The 14,459-nt window shown below is 71.9% G+C and carries 18 protein-coding genes and 2 pseudogenes; 11 read left to right on the top strand and 9 right to left on the bottom strand.

Features of this window, described 5'->3' with window-relative positions:
- Positions 1 to 204: 204 nt before the first annotated feature.
- Complete coding sequence (locus ACFVVU_RS08665; RefSeq protein WP_387788819.1) at positions 205 to 2,178, top strand: ATP-binding cassette domain-containing protein; 1,974 nt, start codon at positions 205 to 207, stop codon at positions 2,176 to 2,178.
- Positions 2,179 to 2,261: 83 nt separating this feature from the next.
- Here ACFVVU_RS08665 and ACFVVU_RS08660 read toward each other — a convergent pair whose 3' ends face one another.
- From ACFVVU_RS08660 to ACFVVU_RS08625, 8 genes and pseudogenes are all read right to left on the bottom strand, one after another.
- Positions 2,262 to 2,969: a hypothetical protein gene (locus ACFVVU_RS08660; protein ID WP_387788818.1), complete on the bottom strand. Its 708-nt coding sequence runs from the start codon at positions 2,967 to 2,969 to the stop codon at positions 2,262 to 2,264.
- A 43-nt stretch (positions 2,970 to 3,012) separates the two neighbouring features.
- Positions 3,013 to 3,420 carry a hypothetical protein gene (locus ACFVVU_RS08655; RefSeq protein ID WP_387788817.1) on the bottom strand — a complete coding sequence of 136 codons (408 nt, stop codon included), beginning with the start codon at positions 3,418 to 3,420 and terminating at the stop codon, positions 3,013 to 3,015.
- Between the two features lie 168 nt (positions 3,421 to 3,588).
- Positions 3,589 to 4,725: a hypothetical protein gene (locus ACFVVU_RS08650; protein WP_387788816.1), complete on the bottom strand. Its 1,137-nt coding sequence runs from the start codon at positions 4,723 to 4,725 to the stop codon at positions 3,589 to 3,591.
- A gap of 410 nt (positions 4,726 to 5,135) precedes the next feature.
- Positions 5,136 to 5,279 (bottom strand): hypothetical protein, encoded by a 144-nt coding sequence (locus tag ACFVVU_RS08645; protein ID WP_387788815.1) that lies wholly within the window; start codon positions 5,277 to 5,279, stop codon positions 5,136 to 5,138.
- Positions 5,280 to 5,841: 562 nt separating this feature from the next.
- Positions 5,842 to 6,072 carry a hypothetical protein gene (locus ACFVVU_RS08640; RefSeq protein WP_387788814.1) on the bottom strand — a complete coding sequence of 77 codons (231 nt, stop codon included), beginning with the start codon at positions 6,070 to 6,072 and terminating at the stop codon, positions 5,842 to 5,844.
- Between the two features lie 300 nt (positions 6,073 to 6,372).
- Positions 6,373 to 6,732 carry a hypothetical protein gene (locus tag ACFVVU_RS08635; RefSeq protein WP_387788813.1) on the bottom strand — a complete coding sequence of 120 codons (360 nt, stop codon included), beginning with the start codon at positions 6,730 to 6,732 and terminating at the stop codon, positions 6,373 to 6,375.
- Between the two features lie 3 nt (positions 6,733 to 6,735).
- Positions 6,736 to 7,734: a transcriptional regulator gene (locus ACFVVU_RS08630; protein WP_387788858.1), complete on the bottom strand. Its 999-nt coding sequence runs from the start codon at positions 7,732 to 7,734 to the stop codon at positions 6,736 to 6,738.
- 87 nt (positions 7,735 to 7,821) lie between these two features.
- Positions 7,822 to 8,004 (bottom strand): annotated as a pseudogene (locus ACFVVU_RS08625) (helix-turn-helix transcriptional regulator); the annotation flags it as partial.
- A gap of 439 nt (positions 8,005 to 8,443) precedes the next feature.
- Between ACFVVU_RS08625 and ACFVVU_RS08620 the strand changes: the two are divergent.
- The 8 genes from ACFVVU_RS08620 to ACFVVU_RS08585 all read left to right on the top strand — a co-directional run bounded on the left by ACFVVU_RS08620 (position 8,444) and on the right by ACFVVU_RS08585 (position 12,753).
- Positions 8,444 to 8,614, top strand: coding sequence for a hypothetical protein (locus ACFVVU_RS08620; RefSeq protein ID WP_387788812.1), 171 nt, complete (start codon positions 8,444 to 8,446; stop codon positions 8,612 to 8,614).
- Between the two features lie 246 nt (positions 8,615 to 8,860).
- Positions 8,861 to 9,010, top strand: coding sequence for a hypothetical protein (locus tag ACFVVU_RS08615; protein ID WP_387788811.1), 150 nt, complete (start codon positions 8,861 to 8,863; stop codon positions 9,008 to 9,010).
- 135 nt (positions 9,011 to 9,145) lie between these two features.
- Positions 9,146 to 9,322, top strand: a complete 177-nt coding sequence (locus tag ACFVVU_RS08610; protein WP_387788810.1) for a hypothetical protein — start codon at positions 9,146 to 9,148, stop codon at positions 9,320 to 9,322.
- A gap of 115 nt (positions 9,323 to 9,437) precedes the next feature.
- Entirely contained in the window at positions 9,438 to 10,364 is a 927-nt protein-coding gene (locus ACFVVU_RS08605; RefSeq protein ID WP_387788809.1) for a hypothetical protein, read from the top strand.
- Positions 10,365 to 10,400: 36 nt separating this feature from the next.
- On the top strand, positions 10,401 to 11,654 hold the full coding sequence (locus tag ACFVVU_RS08600) for a tetratricopeptide repeat protein (protein ID WP_387788808.1): 1,254 nt from the start codon (positions 10,401 to 10,403) through the stop codon (positions 11,652 to 11,654).
- A 13-nt stretch (positions 11,655 to 11,667) separates the two neighbouring features.
- Entirely contained in the window at positions 11,668 to 11,922 is a 255-nt protein-coding gene (locus ACFVVU_RS08595; RefSeq protein ID WP_387788807.1) for a hypothetical protein, read from the top strand.
- A 111-nt stretch (positions 11,923 to 12,033) separates the two neighbouring features.
- The gene (locus tag ACFVVU_RS08590) at positions 12,034 to 12,297 is read left to right on the top strand and encodes a hypothetical protein (protein WP_387788806.1); all 264 of its coding nucleotides are present in this window, start codon (positions 12,034 to 12,036) and stop codon (positions 12,295 to 12,297) included.
- Between the two features lie 78 nt (positions 12,298 to 12,375).
- Positions 12,376 to 12,753 carry a hypothetical protein gene (locus tag ACFVVU_RS08585; RefSeq protein ID WP_387788805.1) on the top strand — a complete coding sequence of 126 codons (378 nt, stop codon included), beginning with the start codon at positions 12,376 to 12,378 and terminating at the stop codon, positions 12,751 to 12,753.
- Between the two features lie 52 nt (positions 12,754 to 12,805).
- Here the strand turns inward: ACFVVU_RS08585 and ACFVVU_RS08580 are convergent.
- A pseudogene (locus ACFVVU_RS08580) lies at positions 12,806 to 13,024 on the bottom strand (hypothetical protein); the annotation flags it as partial.
- 207 nt (positions 13,025 to 13,231) lie between these two features.
- Between ACFVVU_RS08580 and ACFVVU_RS08575 the strand changes: the two are divergent.
- Both ACFVVU_RS08575 and ACFVVU_RS08570 read left to right on the top strand, forming a co-directional pair.
- Complete coding sequence (locus ACFVVU_RS08575) at positions 13,232 to 13,588, top strand: beta/gamma crystallin domain-containing protein (protein ID WP_380688008.1); 357 nt, start codon at positions 13,232 to 13,234, stop codon at positions 13,586 to 13,588.
- Between the two features lie 110 nt (positions 13,589 to 13,698).
- On the top strand, positions 13,699 to 14,241 hold the full coding sequence (locus ACFVVU_RS08570; RefSeq protein WP_387788804.1) for a DUF1707 domain-containing protein: 543 nt from the start codon (positions 13,699 to 13,701) through the stop codon (positions 14,239 to 14,241).
- Positions 14,242 to 14,459: the final 218 nt, after the last annotated feature.

Raw genomic sequence — 14,459 nt, 5'->3', positions numbered from 1 at the left:
AGGGTTGTTCGCTCCAGGCTCGCCCGGAACCGCCGAGGTTGAACGCGGCGGGGTGGCCGGGGCAGGATCCTCCGCCATGAGAGCCCCCTGGAGGACAGCCAAGTCCTTTGCGAAACGGCGGAGTTCACTCGCCGGAACTCCTCGTGGGACAGCCGTTCGAGGGCGAGCGCCCCGGCCGGTCCACCCGCGCGAGGAGGCCGCCGCGTGAGCTCGCCGAGCCCCACCACCCCCACGACGACCACCCCCACGACGACCACGACGGCCACCGACGGCGCCGACGACTCCGTGATGATGGAGTGGCAGCCCCCGGGCAGCGACGCGGAGATCATCGACGGCACCAAGACCACCCTGCGGGCCACCGCCCGGGCGCTGCCCCGGCTCCTCGCCCTCGCGCTGCGCCTCGGCCGGCAGGCCGACCGGCCTGCCCTGTTCGTCCTCCTCGGCTGCGCGGCGGCCTCCGCCGTCGCCCAGGCCTTCGGCCTGCTGGCCACCACCGGCATGATCACCCAACTGGTGGGCGGCGCGGGCTCCATCGCGGAGCGCCTGACCCGCTCCCTCCCGTCGGTGGCGTTCCTCGCCGCCATGTCCGGGACCTCCGCCCTGCTGCGCATCACCAGCGAGTGGGCCGCCGAGCGGATCGGGCCGAAGATCGCCCGCGCCGCCGAGCTGGAGCTGATCGACGCCGCGACCCGCGCCGAGCTCGTCGCCTACGACAACCCCAGCTTCCAGGCCGCCTGGGACGCCGGCGACCGCGGCGCGAGCGCCACCCGGGACCTGCTCTCCCAGGCGCGCGACGTGATCGGCTACACCGCCGGCCTGGTCGCGGCCGGGTTCGTGATCGCCACGATCCACCCCGTGCTGCTCCCGCTGCTCGTCCTCGCGGTGATTCCGCAGGCCCTGGCGCGCACGGCGGCCGCCAACGCCTTCTACCGGGCGATGATGTCCACCTTCGGCGCGACCCGCGCGGCCGATGTGCTGCGCTGGTTCCTCTGCGACCGCCGACTGGCCGCGGAGGTCCGCTCGAACACCATCGCGCCGTTCCTGCTGCGGATCCACCGGCGGGCCGTCGCCAAGGTCACCGAGGCGAGCGACACGGCCGCCCGCCGCGCCGCCGTGCTCGGCCTGTACGGAGCCGCGGCGTCCGGGGTGGGGGCGTGCCTGGTCTGGGGCGGCCTCGCCTGGCTGCTCGCGGACGGCCGGGTCACCCTGGCCTCGGCCGGCACCGCGGTGATCGCGCTGCGCTCCGCCGCCGCGGACCTGCACACCGCCGCCAACTACAGCGCCGCCGTCCACCGCACCGGTCTGTACGTGGGGGACTGGCAGAAGTTCATCGCGATGGCCCGGGCCCAGCGCCTGGACCGCGGAGCGCTGGCCCCGCCGGCCGGGACGGCGGTGATCGAGGCCACGGGCGTCACCTTCGGCTACCCGGGATCCGACCGGGTCGCCCTCAAGGGTGTGGACTTCCGGGTCCGCCGGGGCGAGATCGTCGCCGTGGTCGGGGTCAACGGGGCGGCGAAGTCCACGCTGATGAAGCTGCTGTGCGGCCTCACCCTGCCCGACGGCGGGACGGTGACCTGGGACGGCGTCGACACCCGGGACCTCGATCCGGACCTGCTGTGGCGCCAGACGGCGCTCGTGCAGCAGGACTTCGCGCACTGGCCGCTCACCGCGCGGCAGAACATCACCCTGGGTCAGCCGCACGAGGCCGGCGACGCCGCGGTGCTGGAGGCGGCCGCCGCCACCGGCGCGGACGAGGTGATCGCCGAGCTCTCCGGCGGCCTGGACACCCTGCTGGCCAAGGAGTTCTGGGGCGGCGCCGAGATCAGCGAGGGGCAGTGGCAGCGGGTGGTCACCGCGGCCGCCTTCCACCGCGCCCGGGCCGGCACCCTGCTGATCCTCGACGAGCCGACCAGCGCGATGGACCCGCGGGCCGAGCACCGGATCTTCACCGGTCTCGCCGAGGTCGCCAGGGACTGCGCGACGGTGCTGGTCACCCACAACCTGGAGAACACCAGGGTGGCGCACCGCATCGTGGTGCTCGACCACGGCCGGGTGATCCAGGAGGGGACGTTCGAGCGGCTGGCTGCCGAGCCGGGGATGTTCGCCGACCTGCGGTCCCTGCAGCACGACCGGGTCCCGACCGTACCCGTCCAGCGCTCGGACACCGCCGGGCCCTGACCGCGAGCGGGCCGGCGAGCGGTCCCCAAGGGCGGGTCCGGCGGCCGGCCCGGTGGTGACCGGGTCGGCCGTCCGGGTGCGGTTCAGACGTGCAGCTGCGCGGCGAGCTTGCCGGCCAGCGCGCGCAGCGGCTCGCCGGTGAGCGCCGCGTCCGGGGTGGCCGCCTTCGTGCCCTGGCTGACCAGCAGCGTCAGGTCGCCCTTGTCCGCGACCGCGATCCGGGCGATCCCGACCGACCCGCGGCCGGGGGTGGTGCCGGTCTGACCGGGGGCGGGCTGGCCGCCCGAGACGGCGACCAGCTGGTCGCCCGTCAGATCGCCGGCCTGCTGGAGGTAGGGCAGGGCCAGGTTGAGCGCGATCCCCTCGGCCGGGGCGGCGAGCACGGCGATCTCCAGCGGGGTCGTCCCGGCGGTGTAGGAACACCACACCTGGACGCTCTCGGGCCGCGCCGGCAGCGACGCCACCGCCGGGCTGGGCGTGACGCCGGACGGAATCGCCCGGGCCTCCTCGCCCGGGACGACCTCGGCCCGCACCGGCCGCCCGCCCGTACCGGCCGCCGGGGTGACACCGCGTTCGATCCCGACCGCCTTCAGCGCCCCGGCCAGGTCCAGGCCGAACGGGCAGGAGGCATCGGGGCCGAGCCCCTGGACCACCGACTTCACCTTGCCGAAGGAGAGCGCCCCGCCACCCGACGGGGCGTCCGCCGCACCGGACGACGAACAGGCGGCCGTCCCGAGCAGGAGTCCGGCCAGGAGCACCGGGGCGAGCAGGGTCTTGCGGTCAGTTGTCATCCGGTCAGCCTAAGGTGCTCGCCGCGGCCCCGGAAACGGCGGTTCACGGAGCAGGATCGTCGCCCGCGCGGGCGTTCCCGGCGTGGGCGGCACCGGGTGCGTCGGGTGCGTCGGGTGCGTCGGAGGCGCTGGGCACGTGGGGCGCGGCGGGCGCGGCGGGGGCTTCGGGGGCTTCGGGGGTGAGGCTCTCCCCGGCGTTCCGGCAGGTGCTGCAGGTGTGCCAATGGGTCCGGGTCCGGGCCCCGCCCAGCTCGCCGGAGCGGTGCGGCGCGAGGGTCATGTCGGAGGTGTCCAGGCCGCACAGGGTGCGGGGGCCGCAGGCTCCGGAGGCCTCGGTGGGGGCGGTGTGCGCGCGGCGCACCGGGATCTCGGGCTCCGCGGGGGTGTGGTCGGGCCCGAGGATCCGGATGTTGGTGGGTGTGTCCGGTTCCAGTACGACGACGATGTCCATCTCCTCAACGTGACCGCAGGACCGGCCCGCCGCACCCGCACGGTGGCATCCGGACCAACCGTTCGTCGCCCGCCCGCGTCCCCCCCGTTCCCCCTCCCGGCACCGGGGCCGGGCCCGGACGCCGCGAGCGTCCGGGCCCGGCGACGGGCGGTGTGGCGGTCGGCAGGATCAGAACGCGGAGGTGTACGCGGTCAGGAAGCGGGACGCGATCGGAGCGCCCGAGCTGTTGAAGCACAGCGGGTAGAGGTTCACCGTGCCGGCGCTGCGGGCCCAGGGAGTGGCCAGGCCGCAGTAGTCGGGGCCGGGGCCGAAGGCGGTGACCTGCGCGGTGTCCGAGGGCACGGCGATGTTCGGCAGGTTGACGGTGTAGGGGACGGAGCCGGCGAGCGTGTTGACCCCGCCGGAGGAGTTGAAGTTGGTCCCGCCCGGCACACCGCCGTTGAACCACAGGTAGCCGTAGGACTTGGGCGGCAGCGCCGCCCCGTGCACGGCCCGCTTCTCCGCGTAGCTCAGCGTCCAGCGGGTGTCGTACGGCGCGCCGGCGGCGTTGTAGCAGTTGACGACGACGGTCTGGCCGCTCGCGGAGGGCGCCCAGTCGGCGACCTTGCAGCGCGCGCCGTTGACCGGGTCGACGGCGGTGACCTCGATGTTCCCGACGGGGGTGGCCTGGCCCAGGCCGGGCAGCCAGACCTTCCAGACGCCGGTGCCGCCGTAGCCGACCGCGTTGGTGCCGCCGGTCGAGTTGTACTGGGTGATCACCGCGCCGGTGGTGTTCGCGTAGACGTAGCCGTAGCCGCCGACGGCCGGGGCGGGCACCCCGCTGCTGGTGGTGTAGAGCACGGTGAACCGGGTGTCCTCGGGAGCGCCGCCCGGCCGGTAGCAGCCCACCGAGACGTCCTGCCCGGTGCCGGCGGTGGACCAGCCCCGGACCTGGCACCAGCTGCCGGTGCGGCCGACGGCCGTCACGTGCGCGATGCCGCCGGGGCCGGCGATCAGCGGGAAGTGCACGACGTAGGACCCGGTGCCGAGCTGGTCCACCCTCACCGGGTTGGCGGCCGGCGAGGGCCAGCTGCCCCACTGGCGGCTGGTGTCGGGCACGTAGCCCGGCGTCGGCGGGGTCGGGGTGTCGAGGAACGCGAAGCCCCAGCGGTCGGGCACGGCGGCGTTCGCCGGGCCGGCCACCGGGAGGCTGACGCCCAGCAGGGCGGCCAGCATCGCGAGGACGAGCAGCGGGGCGCGGACCGCGCGCAGGGCGCGGTCGGCGGGGACGGGTCTGACCGGTGGTACGGCGGTGCCGGCGTGCATGGGTGTACTCCTCGGGTGTGCGGAGATCACGGGCGGCCTGCGCGGTGGTGCCCGCACTGCGGTTCCGCTCGTGCCCGGGGTGAGCCGGCGCGCGGCGGCCGACGGGGACGACCGGTCCCTCAGGGAGGGGACCGGCGCCACCCGGCATCGGCCGGCAGTGACGGGGTCGGGGGTCAGGCCCGACGGCGCTCACATCGTAGGGGCGCGCCGGGCGGCGGCACAGGCCCGCGGCACGCGCCGCCCGGCCCTTCGCGCGGGGTCCGGAGGCCGCCCCTCCGGGTGCCTCCCGCCCCGGTCGCCCCGCCCGCCCCCGCACCGGCACCTCCCGCCCCAGGACGTCCGTCCCGCCCCGGCGGGACCCTGACCGGAAACCGTCCTTCCGTCCGGACCGGGTGGTGTCCCGCCGTGGGTCAGAACGGCTGCCGCAGCCAGGAGTCGAGCACCGCGTAGTCGCCGTCGGTCAGCCCCACCCGCGCGGGGTGCCCCGTATCTCGTTGGATGGCAATGCGGCCCTGGGCATCACGAGCGGAACCAGAGTCCAGAGCTTCGAACATGGCAAGCTGATCTTTACCCCCGGCATCGGGGTATCGGAGCAGCAGTAGCCCCTCTGGGGGAGAGGTAATATGGCGACCGCCAACGGGCATTCGGTGAACGCCACGGTGACTATCTCCAGTACGCCCCCACCGCCCAGCTCCCGGATGCCCATGCCTTCCGGTCTCTGGATGCCCACCACGCAGCCCGCCTCCACGCCGACGACCACGAGGGCGAGTTCCGCCGGTTCATCGCCGCCGCGCGCACCCGCGAAGCGCACGAGAAGTCCGGCTGGACCACCCGCGTCCACGGCCTCGTCGTGGCGGTCACCGGCGAGGACCCCGACGCCGGGGGCTGGTGGGACGGCACCGGCTACCGCCTCGTCCCTGCCGGCGCCCGTCCCAACGCCAAGGGCCGCGGGGTACGCCGCCGCGTGGTCGAGCTGGTCATCAAGGCCGGGTTCCTCCAGCAGGACGAGCGCGGCGACGTGGCGGCCACCCCGACGGCCGGGCCATGCTTCGCATCTGGCGGCACCACCGAGCCGACCTCGCGGAGCCCTGGCCCGCCCGCCATGAACCCCAGGCCCTACCCCCGCTCCCCGGCGGCCAGGAAGCCGCACGACGCCGCGAGGCCGCCTGCCAGCGCCTCGCGGCGCTGGAACGCCAGGGCGCCCAGAGCCGGGCCGAGTTCCTGCGCCGTCGCGAGCAGGCCGAGCAGCAGCACCAGGACGAGCTGGCCGCCGCACGTCAGCGGCGGGCCGACGCGCGGGCCAAGCGTGAGCGCGCCGAGCGGGCCCGAACCGGAGCGCACATCCACCTGACGTGGTCCGCGGTGGATGCCAGCCGCTGGACGGTGACGGGTGCCGGCCATGACCGCCGGCTCGACGTCACCCTCAACACCACCGACTTCGCCCACGACTCGTACGAGATCCGGGAGAACGGCCACTTCCACTCCCGACACCGCTACCGCCACCAGGTCGACGCCGCCTTGCAGCAGCTCCTCGCCGACGGCGTCGAGATCGGGCTGTTGGCACCAGGCCCCACCCCCGCGGCTCCCTCCTGCCCGCCCCCTCTCCGGCTTTGGGAAAGTGGGCAGGGCAGGGCAGGGTCGGGTCCGTCAGGAGTTCGCGTGCTCGATCGTCTCGAAGATGTCCGCGTCAGTCTCCTGCTGCCAGGGCGGGAGGTCGCTCCAGTCTGCGACATATCCAGGCTTCGGGTTCTCGATGTGCTTGTGGATCTGAGCGATCCAGCACGTCGCCACGAACCGGCCCTTCTGTTCCCGAGTGAGCTTCGATGTGTTGCCGCCGCTCACGACAATGAAGTCACGGACCTGGCCGTAGACCGCGGCGGCGCACTCCCGCTCCCAATCCGGGGTCTCGTCCCAGGGAGCGATATAGCCGGGCTTCGGTTCGCCCGGGAAGTGCTTCAGAACACCCGCGATCCACGCATCGCGGAAGATTCGCCCATCGGACGACATTTGTTACTCCTTCGTCAAGGGGGCACTGTCAAGCGCCGAAATCTGCTGGTGCAGTGCTGAAGCGCGGCCATCGGCCATGAGTGGGACAAGGCGATTCCTGACACCCTGCATCTTCCTGCTGATGAAGCCCGAGCCGGTTTGGTCCACCAGCTCCAGGGCAGCGCGCGTGTAGTGACTCGTCTTGTCGAGATCACGGCGCTCGGCACTCAGGGCTGCCAGCTCCGCAAGCACCGCCCCGCGACGACGTAGCGAGAGCCGTTGTGAGAGCGCGGCTGTCAGTGCTTGCTCCGCCAAGTCCGGACGACCGAGCGCGAGGTAGCAGGTCCCGCGTTCCTCGGCGAGGCGCGACCCGTCGAATCGGAGCCAGCCGCCGTTATGGAGCTGTCCGGACAAGCCGTGTACTCGCTCGGCATCATCGAGGGCGCGCTTGGTGGCGTCGAGATCGCCGAGCCCGGCATGAACCTCCGCCTGGACTGCTGCTACCCAGTACCGAGTCGACAACTGACTGTCTCCTCGTTCGGCGATTTGAGAAGCCGCTGCAAGTATCGGAGCAGCGACGGTGAAGCGCTTCTCGTAGAGCTCCACAAAGGCGTGTCTGGTCAGTGCACAAGCCCACAGGTCGAAAGCGCTGGCCTCTCGGCTGGCACTGGCGGCCAGGGTGTAGCAGTGTGCCGCGTCTGTATACCGATTGGCATCGAAAAAGATCTCGCCTGCTAGCTGATACAGGTCGCCAACCAGCGCACAGAGCTGCCGATGGGAGGCATCGCTCTGGCTTTCTCCCAGCCCCTTGGCCAGGAGACCTAGTTGGTGCCTGACCATTGGGTAGACGGCTTGTTTGGAGTCAGAGAGTACGAACACCTTCCAGAGGTGCGAGTTGAGCTCCGGCCCGGCACCTGCCAGGGACGCAGCCGTTCCGGACCGAGTCGGGGGCTCTTCAGAGCCCGGCAGGGCAATGAGCGCACCAGTCACGGCGAGCAGACTCAGGACATCGCGGCGCTTCATATCGTCAGTATCACCAAGAGGCGGGGCAGCGGCGTAGACCACCGAGAGGTCAGGGGCTGTCACCTCTGGTGCGAGGAGGTCCGCCAGCCCCTCAGGGGTGACCTTGAGGGCCGTAGCCATCTTGGGGTGCACGTACCCCTGGGGGTCGTTCCTGCCAGCCTCCCAGCGGGTGACTGTGGAGACCGCCACTCCCAGTGCTTCGGCGAACGCTTCCTGACTGTAGCCCAGGGCCTTGCGGCGCTGCGCTAGTCGCGTCCTTCTCGGAGCCACAACGGCCTCCGCTCGGATCGAAAGGCCCAGGTGAGGCCGGACAGTGCCTTGATTATGCCTGATAGGTGCTCACCTTCTGCTCTGGTTCGGTACAACTCCCGGGTCGTTCACTGGATTCATCTATTCCAGACGGCGAAGGAGGACAGAGCGATGGCGAAACGCACCACCCCCGGGGTGATCCGAGAGGTCGTGACCGAGCCCTCGACGTCCGAGTTGAACCGGCTCCCCGCTGGCTGGAACCCGCTGGACGACTACCGAGCGGCCAACGCTGCCGGTCGCGCCCCCTCCGTGGGAACGCTCCTTCAGATCGCCGCTGTGCGCTCCACCTGCTCCTGCCGGGAGTGCACGGCTCGTCGCGCGAGTCCGCCGGCCCGATCGGCCTGACGGTTGCCAGCTCAAGCAGCGCCCCGCGCGCCACGACCCGATGGAGAGCACACCTGTGAACAGTCTGGTCCAGGGCGACCCGGTTCGGCACCGCACCAACGGCTGGACGGGCACCGTCGTGGAGACGCCGAGCAAGCTCGCCAGCCGCTCCTGGGTGAACCGGAACAGCCCCAGCGACCCTTACCCGGAGCTGGTCCCGCTGGAGGACTTGGAGGCCGCAGAGTGAGCGTCCGGCCAACCCTCCGGGTTGCTGAAGCGGACGTCGTCACGGACCGGCCCGACGGCTACCGCGACGGCACCTGTTGGGCCTGCCAGCGGGAGACCCTGGTTTGCGCGGGCACGGTCCTCCAAGCCCCCGATGACGCCCGGAGTACGTGCCACATGATCTGTCACGACTGCATCGTCCGAGCCCGAACGCCCCTGCGCCGCGCCGCGCTGCGGGCCGCGCTCGCGACGCGGCCGGCGTAGACCCGTGGACGACGGCCAGGACGACTACCGGGAGGCGGCCGAACGCTTCGCTCGTGGGGCTCCCACCCCGCTCTCGGTCGCCGTCGCCTACACGCTCGCCCTGTTCTCGCTGATAGCGCTGGCGACGGCGCTGATCGCCTCCGGCCGCTTCTGACCACCCACCGCCCCCGGGCGCCCCATGAGCCCCCGGCCCGTCGGAACGGGCCCTCCGCCGGACCGGGCCGCACCACCCCGCACCACTGCCCGCCCACTCCCGGACGAGCAGGGGCCAACCCGATTGGAGACGCACGTGAGCACCCCCACCCTCAACTCCGGTGACCCGCAGGTCACCAACCTGACCCGCCGCCTGGACCACCAGGTCCCGGACGGCGACTTCGCCCCGGCGACGGGCGTCGAGTCCCTGACCCGTCGCCTGGACCACTCCGTCCCGGACGGCAAGTTCACCTCGGTGGGCGTCGCGGTCTGACCGCAGTCCCGAACTGATGCCGGTTAGTTGACGGCATGGGCGGGTCGGCCCGGTGGCCATCCGAGCCGACCCGCCGCTCGACATCGCACACCCCCTCGCCCAAGGAGAGCCCGCCATGAAGACCGCCATCACCCCCCACGTCCCCGCCGGCTCCTTCTTCGACCTCACCCGGAAGGACCCGGACCTGACCCGTCTGCGCGAGGTCGGCGCGGACAGCGTCCTGCCGTTCGTCCTGATGGAACGACTGCTGAGGTCGGCCACGCCCTACGCGGAGCACGCCCGGTCCCTGCGTAGCGACGACGTGACCGTGGCCGGCGCGCGCTTCGACTGGTTCGACGCGAAGCTGCCGGGCGAGATCGCCCACGAGATCAACCTGACCGGCTACGAGATCGTCCCGCACACCGACGAGCGCCGTGAGGCGCTGACCCGGGCCCTGGACCACCTCTCGCTGGTTCACCCCGAGGGCTTCGACCGGGTGCGGGAATTCGTCCGTGGGCTGCTGTGGGTGGGTCTCAAGGCCGGTGTGCGCGCCTCCTCGCTGACCAGCTCCAGCGACCCGGCACTGCCGTACGTCATCGTCTTCTCCGAGAAGGCCCGGCACCACATCCCGCCCAACACCGTCAGCGAGCAGCCGTCCCACCTCTTCCTGGCGGAGAACATCCTGCACGAGGCCACCCACCAGTCGGTCAGCTTCCACGTCCTCCAGCACCAGGTCTTCGCCGACGGCTACTCCTCCCAGACCTCCCCGAAGATCGAGATCAAGTGGCGCGCCGGCCAGGGGGAGGACCGCAACCAGCACTGGGAGCTCGACCGGGTCTTCCACGCCACCTGCGTCTACAACCAGTTGATCCGCTTCCGCGAGGTCGAACTGGCCCGCAACGACCTGACCGCCGACGAGCGGGCGAACTTCCAGGCCGCCCACGACGAGGGCCTGCCCGCCGTTCGCTACCTCATGCGTCAACTCGAACTCCGCGGTGAGTACTTCTCGGACCACGGCCGGGACCTGCTGGCCGACCTGCGCCACCAGACCGACCAGCTGTAGCGCCACGCCGCGACGAACCGAACGAGGGAAGCTCCCGTGCTCGACCACCTCATCACCCACGACGACACCCTGCGCATGGTCCCCACCGACCGCGACGAACTGACCGCCGCAGTCGACCGGCTCCACGACGAACTGCGGGCCCTGCCCCAAGGGGCCGACCCCGCCCGCACCCGACTCCTGACCAGATGGATCGGCATCGGCCAGATGAGCCTGGGCCACCACGACGAGGCCCGCGAATTCCTCCGGCAGTCGCTCGACCTCGCCGCCTCCACCGGCAACACCCGGGCCGTCGTCGCCACCAGCCTCAACCTCGGCGACGCCCACCGCTACGCCGGTGACGTACAGGCCGCGGACGCGCTCTACCGCAGCGCCCTGACCACCGCGCGAAGCCGGCACCCGGAACTCCTCGACTACGCACTCCAGCACACCGGCAAACACCTCATGGAGCGCGGCGAGCTCACGGACGCCCAGGCCCTCCTGCAAGAAGCCCTGCGGCTGCGGATCGCCAAGGGCGACACCGGACTGATCGAGTCCACGCAGGCCGCCCTCGACCGGGTGGCGCTGCTGACCGGCCAGGCCGACGGACCGGCGGCAGGCGGTACGGTCCCACCTGGCTGGAGCGGTCGGTGGACCGCGTGGCTCCAGTCGCGCACGACGGCCCGAACGCCGGGCCGATGGGCCGAGGACTTCCCGACCCTCCGGAACGCCGTCGCCGGACTCACCGCGCACCAATGCGTGCACCCCCGACACCTGCGCCACCTGCGCGACCAGTCGTTCCCCGCCGAGCTGATCGCCGCCATGGCCGGGGAGGCCGAGAAGGCCGTAGCCACCGACGGGTACGTCCACAACGGCAAGTGGAACGCCGCCGTCGGCGACATCGCGAACAGCTTCGCCGGACACGTCGACCTCGCCGCCGTCGTCTCGCGGTCCACCGGCCTTGACGTCGAACAGCCCCACACCGCCGTCTACATCGAGTACCGGGAGGAAGGGCAGTTCCTCGACTTCCACCTGGACGAGACCGGCTTCGGTGACGCCAACCTCATCCTCTGCCTCAAACACGAGCGCCCCGCCGATTCCTCCACGGCCAGCTCCACCGTCTTCATCAACGCCGACGGCTACCTCGCCTGTGACCTCCCCGTGGGTGACTGCGTCGTGTTCGACGGCGTGTTCACGCCCCACGGCCGGACGCCCCTGAGCGCCGGAGAGAACGTCACCCTCATCAGCTTCGGCTTTCGCGCCCGTGACCAGGCGTCCCGCACGGTCAAGCCCCTGCCATCGGTCCCTCGGTAGGAGAAGAGCGACGGTGCCTGATCCGCCAACGCCACGCGAGGTCAACGTCGAAGTCGTCCCTGCCGAAGGCTACGAGCTGGAGATCGAAGGGGTCCCGGACTGCCCCTTCGTCACGGTGGACGACCTGGACAGACACTTCGAAGAGGTCGTCGCCGAACATGTGCGCACGTCCTTGAGCATCCCCGACGACGTGCCGGTCGTGCTTCACACCACAGACTCCGACGGGGAGACCACCCGGACCGAGCATCGGCCGGTCCCGCGTCCCTGACCATCTCGAACCCCCGCCGCCCTCAACCCCCAGCGGCGGGCAAGCCCCCGTTCGGTGACTGCCCCCCGCTGTCACCGAACGGGGGCCCTCTCGACGTCACCAGGAGTAGCCATGTGGGCCAGCACCCCACCAGACCGCCAGGCGATGATCAAAGCCCTTGTGATCGCCGCACTGCCGGCCATCGCGCAGCGGTACGACTCCGGTATCGGCGTCAGACGGATCGCGACGGTGTACGACTGCGACCCCAAGTGGCTTCGAGACCAGATGCTCAAGGCCGGGCACCACGTCGGGCCGCTTGAGGAAGCGACCGGCCTGCGCCCCGCCCCCTTGCCGTGGGAGCCCATCCCTCTTCGGTATCGAACGACGATGCCCTGACCTCGCAGACCGGCCCTGCCCCCGTACGTGACCACAGCACCGCACGAGGGCGGGCCCTCCACGCCCGAACGGACCCCCGTGCCACCCAAGATCCCCGAGCCCACCGGTAAGGCCCGCACCGACCTGATCACCGCGTACGCGACCCGAACCCCGGTGATCGTGCTCGCCCAAAGCCACGGGGTGTCGGAGGCCACCATGGCCAAATGGCTGCGGAGCTGGGGAGCCACCAAGGGCCCGGTGGACAGCGACCCCGCCGTGGACCGCGAGGAGGCCACCCGGCTCTACAAGGGCGGTACCTCGCTCTCCACCCTCATGGCGTACTACGGCGTCACCCGCCGCCGCATGGAAATCCTCTTCGACGCCTGGAAGACCCCCCTACGTAGCCGAGAAGAGGCAGCCCGCGCAGCCGCACGGGCCCGCCGGGCAAACCAGGCGGGGGCTGTCACCGAGGTGTGAGGTGCCACGGCGAGGTCGTGGCCCCTTGCACCTCGGGACGTTTCCGCAGGTCGGGAACAAGGTGCAAGGGTGATACGTTCTCCCACGTGGTCGCCCAGACGACTTCGCACGGCAGCGCGGCCAGCCGGGGTCCGTGCGCGGGATCGATCCTGGCCAGCAGCGGATTCCCGTCGGCCCGCCCGTAGGTGGGGTACGGGCCGGGCCCGCCGAACGGGATGAGTGGCCCGTCGACGTCCAGGAACAGCAGCGCGCACCGCCCGGGTTCAGTCACCCCGCCACCCTACCGATCACCGCCCGTCGGCTCCTCCGTCAGCGGCGGGCTCCACGAACGGGTGAAGCTGCGCCTGCGCCGTTCGGACCCGGAGTGTTGCGGCCGTCCGGGGGACACGGAGTCGCTAGCTTGGGGCTCCCGGTCGCCGGCCCAAGTGCCGTGCCGTGGCCGGGCCTTGCACCGACCTTCCCGGGAGAAGGAGAACCTGTGATCTCGAAGAGCACGAGGGCCGTCTGGTCCACGGTCGTGACGTTCGCGGCGGCCGCCGCGTTGACCCTCGGCGTGCCGGGCGGCAGCGCCTACGCCATCGACCACGTCCAGTGCGACGGGGGCCGCAACGACTTCCTGAAGATCTGGTCGCACCTCGACGGCCGCGACAGCGTCGACTGCTACGCCAACGGGGGAAGGACGGACTTCGGCGGGTGGTGGGTCGACCGGATCTCCACCGGCAACAACGACCTGACCTACTTCGACGTCAACGGCGACTCGGTGCGGATCGAGCGCTGGCACGACATCACCTTCCCCAACCGCCCGCCGAGGGTCGCCGCCATCCAGATCGGCTGACGCCCCGACGGCCCGTGCCGGCGACAACCCGCTTGCCGGGCACGGTGATCACGGCCGCCCTCCGTTCCACGGGCTGCCGCCGGTCGCGGGGACGCCGGTAGGGTGGAGCGGTGACTTCTCAACCGGAGGACCTCGCGGCGGCACTGGGCGAGGGCGACCGCGACACCGCGGTACGGCGCGTGCAGGGGGCGTACGCCGAAGGGCACCTCTCGCACGAGGAGATGGACGATCGCCTCCACCACGTGCTCACCGCCAGGACGCGCGGCGACCTGGCGACCGTCCTGTCCTCGCTCCCGGCGCCGCCGGCGGAGACCACCGCCACGATCGGCGCCGCCGGCGGACGGATCGCGCGGCGCGGCGCGTGGCGGGTGCCGCGGTTCCTCACCGTGGCGTCCGCGTTCGGACGGGTCCACCTGGACCTGTCCCGGGCCGTGATCGAGCACCCGGTGGTCGACATCGAGCTGCAACTCGGCACCGGCAGCGCCAGGATCACGGTGCCCCGCGACGCGGTCGTCGACCTCGACGCTCTGCAGACGGGGTGGAAGGACCTGCGCTACCGGCCTCCGTCGAGCCCCCGCCCGGGCGGTCCGACGATCCGGATCTCCGGGGCCGTGGGGTACGGCCGCGTGAGGATCCGTCACTCATGGCGCTGAACGGGCAGGGGAGCACGGGACGAGGTCGGGCGTCCGGGTGCGGCGTGTCTCCCGGAACGACGCGGGGCGCTGGAGGACCACCACGTGTGGCTTCTGCCGACGTGACCGTCGTCCTGGAGGCCCGCCCGCGCCGGCGACCTGATCGGCCCGGCCGGGCCGATCAGGTGCGCTCCCGGAAGAACCGAGTCGTCACCGGGGATCGGGAACTGCCCGATGGA

The sequence above is a fragment of the Kitasatospora sp. NPDC057965 genome (assembly GCF_042887135.1).
GTDB lineage: Bacteria > Actinomycetota > Actinomycetes > Streptomycetales > Streptomycetaceae > Kitasatospora.
This window is presented reverse-complemented; position numbering and strand designations above follow the sequence as displayed.